The following is an 11509-nucleotide window of genomic DNA, read 5'->3' as shown; positions in this document are numbered from 1 at the left end:
CGCCTTCAGCCGGATGGCTGAAGGCAGAGAAAGTCAGGCAGTGAGTTCTTGTCGCAACGCAATAATTTCTTTAGCTAAATCCTGGCACAGCATCGCGGTCATTAAATGGTCCTGCGCGTGAACCAGAATAAGATTGACGGTAATTTTCCCGCAGCCTTCATCCAGACCAATCAGCGCCGTTTGTATCTTGTGCGCCTCCCGGCAGGCCATTTCTGAACTGGCCATTAGCTTCTCAGCGGTCCTCCATTCCCGGCGGCGTGAGGCGGCGATGGCCTCCATGGCATCCGAGCGGGCCTGTCCGGCATGGATAAGCAGTTCCATCACCGTGCTTTCATCAGCAAACATATTTATTTCCCCACGTCTTTTTCATTACTCAGCGGTCGCTGCGGTATTCACCTTATTCGCCGCAATAACAAACGGTAAATAGATCAGCGTTGAAACAGCAAGGCACAGAATGCCGACAAAGAGCGCTAACCAGTTACCGCCGGTACCAAAGAAGGCAATCAGCGGACCTGGCGTGGTCCACGGAACCGCGTAGGCAATCGGCGGGATAAATTCCATGCTAATAAAGAAGTAACCGATCAACGAGTTAATAAAAGGAACCAGAATAAACGGAATCACCAGAATCGGGTTCAGGACTATCGGTAAACCAAACATCACCGGTTCGTTGATATTGAACAAGCCCGGTACGAAGGCCATTTTCGCCAGATCGCGATAATCTTTACGCCGCGAAGCGATGAAGATTGCCAGCAGCAGACCCAGCGTCATCCCCGAGCCGCCGCAGTTGGCAAACGCATCGTTGATGCCGGTCCAGGTTATCGGATAAGGCGCCCCCCATGTGGTGCCGTGTGAGGCCGCATAGGAGAGGTTTTCCAGATTCGCTTCCGAGAAGATAGTTTCACGAATCGCCGCAACGGTATTGGGGCCGTGGATCCCCAGCACCCACAGGAAGTTTGCCACCAGTCCCAGAATCAGAACGGTGATAATGTTGGTGCCCATATCCTTTAGCGGCGCCTGAATCAGCGTATAGATCAGATCGTTAAGGCCGTTCGGCGAGATGCGGGTCAGCAGGTAGTTAATGATGGAAAAGGAAATCATCACAAAGAAGATCGGCAACAGCACCTTGAACGAGCGCGCCACCGCCGGCGGTACCGCTGCCGGCATCGTAATCGTCACTTTCGGGTTACGCGCTAGCCGGCAAAAGACCTCGCTGGAAATCAGCGCAACGATAATGGCCACAAACAGCCCCTGCGGCCCGAGATATTTTGTCGTCAGATAAGCCTGACCATCGATGATGGTATAAGGTGTATAGACCACAAAAAAGGCGCCAATGGCCGTTAGTCCGCACAGCAGATCGTCCTGCTGGAAGCTAATCGCGATATTGCGTGCAACGAGAAAGGTAATCAATATTGCCATAATATTGACTGAGCCATTCATCACTGGAGTAAAAATTTGCTGCGCGTCAGCAAGATTCGGGAATATTGTTCCCAAATGTAAAATGCTTGCAATAAAACCATCAGGAGACAATATTGCAAAGTTAATTAAAATAATCAGCGAACTGGCCATCACGATTGGGAAGGATAAGATAAATGCATCCCGAATCGCCGATACGTGAATCTGAGAATTTAGTTTTATAGCCACAGGGACAAGGATTTTCTCCATGCCGCGTTCAAAGGCATTCATAAAACTCATGATGAATCCTTATTTTTATCGATAATCTGCGATAGCGCCCCAGCAGTGGAGCAGAGGTATCCGGCGGCACGACGCTGATATTCAGGCGTTAACCGGGGTAATAGATAAAAAATTATTTATTGGCCAGTAAGGTGAGCGCGCTGTCTAACACGGCCGGACCATCCATTTGCCCGTAATATTTCATATCAATAACCGCAACCGGCATTTTACCGTGAGCGACCTCTTCTATTTCACTTTTCTGGAAACGAACCTGCGGCCCTAATAAAACCACATCCACTTCGTTTTTTTTGATTTTTTCTTTGGCTTCAGAAATGGCCAGCGCATTGATATTTACCGCTATCCCCACCGCCGCAGCATGCTCCTGCATGCGTTTCACTAACATACTGGTGGACATCCCGGCAGCACAAACTAACAATATATTTTTCACTTTCCTTCCTTTTCCTGTTCATCAGTCTCAATTGACGAGCACTGTAATAATTGTTAATTTTCTTATCCGCAGTTGCGATCACAGTTAGCAAGAGAAAAGTTGTTCAAAAACCAGGAAAAAAATGAACGTGTTAGCGTAAATTTAACGACACACAACGACAACCCAATGTTTTAAAAGGGATTATTGAGGTTCAAAAGTGGTTTATAAAAATGTAGTTAATTTACTGAAAAACAAAATTAATAGCCCGCTCTATAGCATTGGCGATCTTCTGCCATCAGAAAAAGAATTAGCAGAACTTTATGATGTTTCGCGAAATACACTGCGTAAGGCGCTAAAGACTCTGGAGGAGGAGGGTTTAATCGAACGGAGACACGGTTCGGGAACCTGGATTAGAAATAAACATTTCCAGGCGTCGGTAACGCATTTAGACAGTTTTACCGAAATTGCCCGCAATGAAGGTAAAACGCCCTCTAGCCAAATTCTCAAATTTGAATTGCAAACCGCATCAGAAGAAATCGCAAAAGCTTTGCAGTTACAGCACGGTGAACCTGTATATTATGCTAAAAGATTGCGTTTTATCGATAGCATTGCGATGCAATTAGAAGAAACCTGGCTCTCGGCAACGCGCTTTCCTGACCTGACCATCGCCCATATGAAAAAGTCGAAGTTCTCGTATATCGAAAACGAATGCGGGATACGCATTGACGGTTGCTACGAATCCATAGTGCCGATACTTCCCTCTCCGGAACTGGCCACGCTGCTGCATATCAGCCCCAAAGATCCGATCATCAAAATGCAAACCCAGGCGATTGATGAGCAGCATCAGCCGATAGACTATTCCATTCTCTATACCAACATGTTTGAGTTTCAGGTGAAGTATTACCTTCCACGCAAAGCCCCCGGTCTCCCTCGCTGAAGACCGGGAATCGCGTTATCGACGTAGGGAGAACAGCGTCATGAGCATGCCCAGCACCGCGCATATTGCGCCCGCCAGAAAGACAGAAGAGTAGCCCAGCGATGTGGCAAGCAGCCCGGCAAGCGGGCCGGTGACACCGTATGAAATATCCTGAAAGGCCGCAAAGCCGCCGAGCGCGGTACCGCGAACCTGAGCCGGTACGCGTTTGACAACTTCAACGCCGAGGGACGGGAAGATGAGCGAGCAGCCGCAACCGGTCAGCGCCGCCCCGGCCAGGGCAACCCAGGCGCTCGGCGCCAGCCACAGCAGCGTCAGGCCAATGGCCTCGATCAGCAGCGACACCATCGCTACCTTTACGCCGCCAAAACGGTCCGGCATCCAGCCAAACAGAATACGCATCAGCACAAAGGCGCCGCCGAACGCGGTCAGCGTGAAGCCTGCCATCGCCCAGCCGCGGCTGGCGAAATAGAGTGAGACAAAGGTGCCAATCACGGCAAATCCCACCCCTTGCAGCCCCAGGCCGATACCCGGGCGCCAGATCATACCGACGACGCTCCATAACGATGGCCGTTCGCCCCCGTGCGCCGGAACTTTACTGACCGTACCATTGATGGCCAGCGCCAGCAGCGGTAGTCCCATCGTGACGCAGGCGAGAACCACAACGCCAAAGTGTGAGTAGATCATCAGTCCCAGCGGCGCGCCCACGGCCAATGAGCCGTACATCGCCATCCCGTTCCAGGACATGACCTTGCCTGAACGCGCAGGGCCAACCAGCCCCAGTCCCCAGCTCAGGTTTCCGGTCAACAGCTGGCTTTCACCAAATCCGAGGATCAAACGCCCCAGCACCAGCAGCGCAAATTTTACCAGCACGGAAACCGGCAGTAACGCGGCCAGCAGCCACGCCGCCCCGGCTAATGCGCAGGCTAACATGCCCTGCAGCACCGAGCGCTTTGCACCATGCTGATCGGCCAGACGACCGGCATAGCCGCGGGTCAGCACCGTCGCCAGAAACTGAATGCCCACCGCTACGCCCACCATCGTGTTGCCGAAGCCCAGCTCATGGTGGACAAAGAGCGGGATCACGGGTAGCGGCAGGCCAACGGTCATATAGGTCAGAAAAACGGCAAAGGTAATACGAAATAATGGAATATTCGCTGAAGAGGTATTTGTTGTTTCAGTTGCTGCGGACATGCTTTACTCCAGTTCGCAGAGTAAGGCGAGGTAGTAGCCACGCCCCCTCCACCTGATTATCAGGGTTAAGGCGCGTTGGTTGACGTTAAACGCTTACGCATTACCGGGGTGATAATGTTTCGCAGCAGTTTGCCTGTAGAGGTCCGGCTCTGTCAAGACGACAAAAAAGGGAGCCCGCAGGCTCCCTTTTTACATATCGGTTGAATAACCAGCCGATTATGCCTTGTGTTTACGCATGACCAGCGTGGCGTTGGTGCCGCCGAAACCGAAGCTGTTGGACATCACGGTCGTCAGCGCTTGTTCGGTCGGTTTGGTGACGATGTTCAGACCCGCCGCCTGCTCATCCATCTCTTCGATGTTAATGCTTGGCGCAATAAAGCCATGTTCCAGCATCAGCAGAGAGTAGATCGCTTCCTGCACGCCCGCGGCGCCCAGGGAGTGGCCGGTCATCGCTTTGGTCGCGGAGATAGCCGGGCTGTGGTCGCCGAAGACTTCGCGAATGGCGCCCAGTTCTTTCACGTCGCCGACCGGAGTCGAGGTGCCGTGGGAGTTCAGGTAGTCAATCGGCGTGTCTACACCGGCCATCGCCTGTTTCATACAACGCACTGCGCCTTCACCAGACGGAGCAACCATGTCCGCGCCATCAGAAGTTGCGCCGTAGCCGACCACTTCCGCATAAATGTGCGCGCCGCGCGCCAGAGCATGCTCCAGCTCCTCAACCACAACCATACCGCCGCCGCCGGCGATAACAAAACCGTCGCGGTGCGTATCATAAGTGCGGGACGCTTTATCCGGCGTTTCGTTGTATTTGGTGGACAGTGCACCCATGGCGTCGAATTCACAGGCCATTTCCCAGCACAGCTCTTCGCCGCCGCCAGCAAAAACGATATCCTGTTTGCCAAGCTGAATTTGTTCAACCGCGCTGCCGATACAGTGAGCTGATGTCGCGCAAGCGGAGCTGATAGAATAGTTCACACCGTGGATTTTGAACGGCGTGGCGAGGCAAGCGGATACCGCAGAAGCCATCGCTTTGGTCACAACATAAGGACCCACTGCTTTCAGGCCGCGCGGGCTACGCATCGCATCTGCGCCAAACACCTGAGATTTAGAAGAACCGCCGGAACCGGCAATCAGACCCACGCGAGGGTTGTTTTGATAAACTTCTTCTTTCAGTCCAGCATCGGCTACAGCCTGCTGCATAGAGAGATAAGCATAGATAGAGGCATCGTTCATGAAACGGACCACTTTGCGGTCGATAAGACCTGTGGTGTCCAGTTTAACGTTACCCCACACGTGGCTGCGCATACCAGAATCTTTGAATTCTTGAGAGAAAGTGATCCCCGAGCGCCCTTCACGCAGAGATTCCAGGACTTCCTGCTGGTTGTTACCGATGCTGGAAACGATGCCCAGGCCAGTAATCACTGCACGTTTCATTCAATACCTCTGTAAGTCACACTATTTTAAGTTTCGAGTCGCACAATAGCGTACACTTGTACGCCGAACAAGTCCGATCAGCCATTTTGTGTATAAATTTGCGCCCCCCGGCACACATCGTTAAGATCGTTCTACGCCTTGAGATTCGAGTAACTTACGTGAAACAAAACGCCATACAACCTGCCAACCTGGAATTCAACGCTGAGGGTACACCTGTTTCCCGAGATTTCGATGACGTGTACTTTTCCAATGACAATGGTCTGGAAGAGACGCGCTACGTTTTCCTCGGCGGCAACCGCCTCGATGCACGCTTCCCGGTCCATCCACACCCGCTGTTTGTGGTCGCCGAGAGCGGATTCGGCACCGGTCTCAACTTCCTGACGCTTTGGCAGGCGTTTGATGTTTTTCGCCGTGATAATCCTGAAGCTACCCTGCAAAGATTACATTTCATCAGTTTCGAAAAATTTCCGCTGACCTCCGCCGATCTACGGCGGGCTCATCAACACTGGCCGGAACTGGCGCCGTGGGCAGAACAATTGCAGGCGCAGTGGCCGCAGGCGATCGCTGGTTGCCATCGCCTGCTGCTGGATGACGGGCGCATCACGCTGGATTTGTGGTTCGGGGATATCAATACGCTGACCCACGAGCTCGATGATTCGCTGAATCAGCAGGTCGACGCCTGGTTTCTTGATGGTTTCGCCCCGGCGAAAAATCCGGATATGTGGACACCGGAGCTGTTCGGGGCAATGGCCCGCCTGGCCAGACCGGGCGGCACGCTGGCCACCTTTACCTCCGCCGGTTTTGTCCGTCGCGGCCTGCAGGAAGCGGGCTTTACCATGCAGAAACGCAAAGGGTTCGGCCGCAAACGTGAAATGCTGATCGGTGAAATGGCCCGGACGCTGAATATCCCCGCCCGCACGCCCTGGTTTGCGCGAACCGGCAGCCAGCAACGCGATGCGGCGATTATCGGCGGCGGTATCGCCAGCGCCCTGCTTGCGCTCGCGCTGCTCCGCCGCGGCTGGCAAGTCACCTTATACTGCGCCGATAACGCACCGGCTGAAGGCGCATCCGGTAACCGTCAGGGCGCGCTCTATCCTCTGCTTAGCCAGCACGATCCGGCGCTGGCCCGCTTCTTTCCGGCGGCATTTACCTTCGCCCGCCGCCTGTATGACGCCCTTCCGATCATGTTCGACCATCAGTGGTGCGGCGTCACCCAGCTTGCCTGGGACGAGAAGAGCGAACAGAAAATCGCGCAGATGCTGGCACTCGAGCTGCCGGCAGAGATTGCTGCGGCCGTCAGCGCGCAAACTGTCGCGCAGATCGCCGGCGTGGAAACCGGCTGCGGTGGCATCACCTATCCCTCCGGGGGCTGGCTCTATCCGCAGCAGCTGACGGCAGAACTTTTTGCGCTGGCGGCAACACGGGGCCTGCGCACCCGATATAACGTTAAGGTCACAACGCTTACTGCTGACCATGACGGCTGGCAGCTCAATGCGCAGCTGCGTCATGAGGTGGTCGTACTGGCAAACGGCCATCATCTGACCGACTTCCCTCAGACTGCGCGATTGCCGGCATATCCGGTGGGAGGACAGGTGAGCCATATTCCGACCACGCCTGCGCTGTCAGCTTTGCGCCAGGTATTGTGCTACGACGGCTACCTGACGCCACAAAATCCACGTTATCAGCAGCACTGCATCGGCGCCAGCTACCACCGCGGACAGACGGAGGCGACCTTTAGCGCCGATGATCAACAGCAAAACCGTCAACGACTGATCGACTGCTTCCCGCAGGCAGCATGGGCGCAGGACGTGGATACCCGTGGAAATGACGCCCGCTGCGGCGTGCGTTGCGCCACCCGGGATCACTTACCGATGGTGGGAAATGTACCGGATTATGACGCCACGTTAGCGCAGTACGCGACGCTGGCCGAACACAAAGCGCAGGCGCCGACGGCACCGGTTTACCGCAATCTGTTCGTGCTGGGGGCGCTGGGTTCGCGCGGACTATGCTCCGCCCCATTGACAGCGGAAGTACTGGCGGCGCAGATGAGTCACGAACCGCTGCCGCTGGACCGAGAGACGCTGGCGGCGTTGAATCCGAATCGATTATGGGTGCGGAAACTGCTGAAGGGAAAAGCGGTGAAATAAGCCGGGCGGCGGCGACCGCCGTCGGTTGGAGGCAAAAAGCAGCGCGACATCAGGATGATACCCGGTGTCGCGCCGCCTGGCCGCTTTTTCAGGCCAGGCGGTCAGGGGATTATTGCTTTGCCCGCTGATATAAGTTATTCCACATTCCCTGCACCAGAATCTGGTCCGGCGGCGACAGTTCGCCTGCGCCGATCGCTTTCTCCAGGCTGCGCACCACCCGATCGTTGATTGCTTTCGCAGAGTGATCGTCCCCTCCTTCCAGCTCGGCTACCGCCAGCGTCAGGTGGCCGCGCAGATAGCCGCTGGCAAACAGTTCATCATCACTGGCGTGGTCTACCATTTCATCAATCAACGCCAGAATGCGTGATTCAAACTCCGCGAGCATTGTCTTTCCTCTTCTAGTGTCAAACGTGGCTTTATTGCAGGTCTTCCGGCCACGGGAATTGTTCTGCCGTCAGTGGCGGCGTCTGATAATATTCTTGTAACGCGCGGATAAACCGCGCCGGACGTTCAGGGATCCCTTGCTCCAGCAAGGTCATAACCTGGGCATGAACTCGCCGCTGAAAGGCAATGCGGTCAGGTTCGAAGTCGCCTTCCAGATTGTCACAGCTCACGTTAAACGGAAAACCTGCCGCCACGCAAAACAGCCAGTCCAGCGCCTGCGGTTTCACCTCAACATCTTCAAACTGACACTGGGTCATGGCATCACGGCCATCCGGGCAGTACCAGTAGCCGAAATCAACCTGCTCGCGACGCGCTTTGCCCGCGATGCACCAGTGAGAAATCTCATGCAGGCCGCTGGCGTAAAAACCATGGGCAAACACAATGCGGTTATACGGCACGTCGCTATCTGCCGGAAGATAGATCGGTTCGTCATCGCCTTTAATCAGACGGGTATTAAAATCATCGGCAAAGCAGCTGTCAAAGATAGCGATCAGTTGCTGATAATGGTGTTGCTGTTGCATTAATGAATTCCCAACCACTGAAGAATTTCAGCACCGTGGCTGTCATAAAGAAGTTTCGCGCTCATCACGGCGGAGACAACCACAATCATCGGACGAATCAACGATTGTCCTTTACTCAGAACCAGACGTGAACCGGCGCGAGCGCCAATAAACTGCCCCGCCATCATCACGAAACCGGTCGCCCAAATCACTTTGCCGCCAATGATAAACAGCAATAGCCCACCGACGTTAGAGGTCGCGTTCAGCACTTTGGCGTGAGCGGTTGATTTGGCGAGGTTAAACCCGGCAAGAGTGACGAAAGCCAGCGCGTAGAAAGAACCCGCGCCAGGGCCGAAGAAACCATCATAAAAACCCACGCAGCCGCCGGCGATCAGGGCAAACGGCAGGCCGTACAGCCGACGCTGACGGTCTGCTTCGCCTAATTTTGGCATCAGCAGGAAGTACAGGCCAATGCCGATCACCAGCACCGGCAGGATCTGGCGCAGAATATCGGACTGGACGTGCTGCACCAGCAGCGCACCGGCGGTTGAGCCGATAAACGTCATCAGGATATTGAGCTTCTGATCCGCCAGGTTCACCACCTTGCGGCGGATAAAATAGAGCGAAGCAGAAAGCGATCCCCCGCAGGCCTGCAGCTTGTTTGTCGCCAGCGCCTGCGCCGGAGGCAGCCCTGCCGCCATCAGCGCCGGAACCGTCAGTAACCCGCCGCCGCCCGCCAGGGAGTCAATAAATCCCGCCAGAATAGCCACGAAAAAAAGCGCCACCAGTACCGTCGGCGACACCATAAACAGCTCAATAAAGCTTTCCATTACAGCACATGCTCATCCAGTAGCGCCTGGCAGGAAGGCGGCAGCGGAGGCGGCGTCTTCTTCACAGGAGAGGTTGTTCCGGGTTTTGGGGGTTCAAACCAGCTTTGTAGCTCGGCTCCGCAGCCATCGCCTGGCGGCGGTGGCGCCTGTTCTTCGCACTCCAGGCTGCCCGCCGGGCAGCGCAGACGAACATGCATATGTGCGCGATGCTGGAACCATGGCCGGACTTTGCGTAGCCACCCGCGATCGTTGCCAGCATCGAGGCAGAGCTGCTGTTTGATTGCCGGGTTAACAAAGATACGCGTGACGTCGTTATCTTCTGCCGCCAGTTTAATCAGATGACTGATTTGCGGGCTCCACAGCGACGGCACCACGCGCTTGCCGTCGCGAGCCACCAGATCCAGCGCCTGCGGTTTCAGGAGCTGCGCTGAACTCCAGCGCGTCTGCGGGAGCTGAAGGAAAATATCAACATCCAGCCCGCTCTGGTGACTGGCATGACCGCCGTTAAAGCGTCCGCCCGCTGGCATCCCCATATCGCCAATCAGCAACGTCCCCATGCCCTGACTCTGCACCTGATTGCCCAGGCGCTGAATAAACTGGATCAGGTCCGGATGGCCGAAGTAGCGGCGCTGGTCGGTGCGCATGACCTGGTAACTGGTCGCGCTCAGCGGCAGCGCCTGCGCGCCGACAATACAGCCGTTGGCAAATGCGCCAATTGACTGCGCGCTGCCGCTAATCGGCTGGGTGATTTTTTGCCACGGCGTCGCCGCAAGGCAGGCAGAGCTGGCGACCAGCGCCAGCAGAGCGATAACGGTTTTTTTCATCGATTACCAGCGTGGAATTGATGTCGTCACGTCGCCATTTTGCGCGCGTTGACGCATAAAGTGATCCATTAGCACGATCGCCAGCATGGCTTCCGCGATCGGCACCGCACGGATGCCCACGCAAGGATCGTGGCGACCTTTGGTGATCATCTCGACTTCTTCACCGTGACGGTTAATCGTATGACCCGGTACGGTGATGCTGGAGGTCGGCTTCAGCGCGATATTCGCGACGATCTGCTGACCGCTGCTGATACCGCCAAGAATGCCGCCCGCATGGTTGCTCTGGAAACCGTTTTTGGTGATTTCATCGCGATTTTGGCTGCCGCGCAGTTTCACTACCTCAAAACCATCGCCAATTTCCACGCCCTTCACCGCATTGATGCTCATCAGCGCATGGGCAATGTCGGCATCCAGACGGTCGAATACCGGCTCACCGAGCCCCGGAGGCACGCCGTCCGCGACCACGGTCACTTTAGCTCCGATGGAGTCGCCCTCTTTTTTCAGGCCGCGCATCAGTTCATCAAGCGCTTCAATTTTATCCGGATCCGGACAGAAGAACGGGTTTTGTTCAACCTGTTCCCAGTCTTTGATCGCCAGAGGAATATCGCCCATCTGGGTCAAACAGCCGCGGATAACAATGCCGAATTTTTCCGCGAGGTATTTCTTGGCAATCGCGCCAGCCGCCACCCGCATCGCGGTTTCACGCGCTGAGGAACGTCCGCCGCCGCGATAATCGCGCAGGCCGTATTTCTGCTCGTAGGTATAGTCAGCGTGCCCAGGACGGAAAACGTCTTTAATCGCGCCGTAATCCTGAGAACGCTGATCGGTATTCTCAATCAGCAGACCAATGCTGGTCCCGGTCGTCACGCCTTCGAAGACGCCGGAAAGGATCTTCACCTGATCCGGTTCACGGCGCTGCGTGGTGTAGCGCGAGGTACCCGGACGACGACGATCCAGATCGTGCTGCAGATCGGCTTCCGTCAGCGGAATGCCCGGCGGCACTCCGTCAACAATGCAGCCCAGCGCCAGACCGTGCGACTCGCCGAAGGTAGTGACGCGAAAGAGTTGTCCAATTGTGTTTCCTGCCATCACGGCTCCGTCATG

12 protein-coding genes are annotated in these 11509 nt (G+C 55.4%); 2 read left to right on the top strand and 10 right to left on the bottom strand.

Annotation, left to right across the window (positions count from 1 at the left end):
* Window positions 1–33: 33 nt before the first annotated feature.
* The 3 genes from AC007G_RS08800 to AC007G_RS08790 form a co-directional block, all read right to left on the bottom strand.
* Window positions 34–345 (bottom strand): PTS lactose/cellobiose transporter subunit IIA, encoded by a 312-nt coding sequence (locus AC007G_RS08800; RefSeq protein ID WP_046852005.1) that lies wholly within the window; start codon window positions 343–345, stop codon window positions 34–36.
* Between the two features lie 24 nt (window positions 346–369).
* On the bottom strand, window positions 370–1692 hold the full coding sequence (locus AC007G_RS08795) for a PTS sugar transporter subunit IIC (RefSeq protein ID WP_032695487.1): 1323 nt from the start codon (window positions 1690–1692) through the stop codon (window positions 370–372).
* Between the two features lie 112 nt (window positions 1693–1804).
* Window positions 1805–2119, bottom strand: a complete 315-nt coding sequence (locus AC007G_RS08790) for a PTS sugar transporter subunit IIB (protein WP_032686631.1) — start codon at window positions 2117–2119, stop codon at window positions 1805–1807.
* A 196-nt stretch (window positions 2120–2315) separates the two neighbouring features.
* Between AC007G_RS08790 and AC007G_RS08785 the strand changes: the two genes are divergently transcribed.
* Window positions 2316–3035, top strand: a complete 720-nt coding sequence (locus AC007G_RS08785) for a GntR family transcriptional regulator (RefSeq protein ID WP_032686630.1) — start codon at window positions 2316–2318, stop codon at window positions 3033–3035.
* A gap of 15 nt (window positions 3036–3050) precedes the next feature.
* On the opposite strand, the gene AC007G_RS08780 is transcribed toward AC007G_RS08785, so the two are convergent.
* Window positions 3051–4226 (bottom strand): MFS transporter, encoded by a 1176-nt coding sequence (locus tag AC007G_RS08780; protein ID WP_032686629.1) that lies wholly within the window; start codon window positions 4224–4226, stop codon window positions 3051–3053.
* Between the two features lie 216 nt (window positions 4227–4442).
* Window positions 4443–5660 carry a beta-ketoacyl-ACP synthase I gene (gene fabB / locus AC007G_RS08775; RefSeq protein WP_032686628.1) on the bottom strand — a complete coding sequence of 406 codons (1218 nt, stop codon included), beginning with the start codon at window positions 5658–5660 and terminating at the stop codon, window positions 4443–4445.
* A gap of 158 nt (window positions 5661–5818) precedes the next feature.
* Here fabB and mnmC point away from each other — a divergent pair, with 158 nt between their 5' ends.
* Window positions 5819–7807 carry a bifunctional tRNA (5-methylaminomethyl-2-thiouridine)(34)-methyltransferase MnmC2/FAD-dependent 5-carboxymethylaminomethyl-2-thiouridine(34) oxidoreductase MnmC1 gene (gene mnmC, locus AC007G_RS08770; RefSeq protein WP_142630020.1) on the top strand — a complete coding sequence of 663 codons (1989 nt, stop codon included), beginning with the start codon at window positions 5819–5821 and terminating at the stop codon, window positions 7805–7807.
* Between the two features lie 109 nt (window positions 7808–7916).
* Here the strand turns inward: mnmC and AC007G_RS08765 are convergent, their stop codons facing one another.
* Genes AC007G_RS08765 through aroC form a run of 5 tightly spaced genes read right to left on the bottom strand, consistent with a single transcriptional unit; the run spans window position 7917 to window position 11494 of the window.
* Window positions 7917–8192 (bottom strand): YfcL family protein, encoded by a 276-nt coding sequence (locus AC007G_RS08765; RefSeq protein WP_032686625.1) that lies wholly within the window; start codon window positions 8190–8192, stop codon window positions 7917–7919.
* A 31-nt stretch (window positions 8193–8223) separates the two neighbouring features.
* Entirely contained in the window at window positions 8224–8772 is a 549-nt protein-coding gene (locus tag AC007G_RS08760) for an elongation factor P hydroxylase (protein ID WP_032695490.1), read from the bottom strand.
* Window positions 8772–9581 carry a sulfite exporter TauE/SafE family protein gene (locus AC007G_RS08755; RefSeq protein ID WP_032686624.1) on the bottom strand — a complete coding sequence of 270 codons (810 nt, stop codon included), beginning with the start codon at window positions 9579–9581 and terminating at the stop codon, window positions 8772–8774. The genes AC007G_RS08760 and AC007G_RS08755 overlap by 1 nt, the downstream gene beginning before the upstream one ends.
* Complete coding sequence (gene mepA / locus AC007G_RS08750) at window positions 9581–10405, bottom strand: penicillin-insensitive murein endopeptidase (RefSeq protein WP_004865256.1); 825 nt, start codon at window positions 10403–10405, stop codon at window positions 9581–9583. The genes AC007G_RS08755 and mepA overlap by 1 nt, the downstream gene beginning before the upstream one ends.
* A gap of 3 nt (window positions 10406–10408) precedes the next feature.
* Window positions 10409–11494, bottom strand: a complete 1086-nt coding sequence (gene aroC, locus AC007G_RS08745) for a chorismate synthase (protein WP_004865259.1) — start codon at window positions 11492–11494, stop codon at window positions 10409–10411.
* Window positions 11495–11509: the final 15 nt, after the last annotated feature.

This window comes from Klebsiella sp. CSG-1, from assembly GCF_056521145.1.
This window is presented reverse-complemented; position numbering and strand designations above follow the sequence as displayed.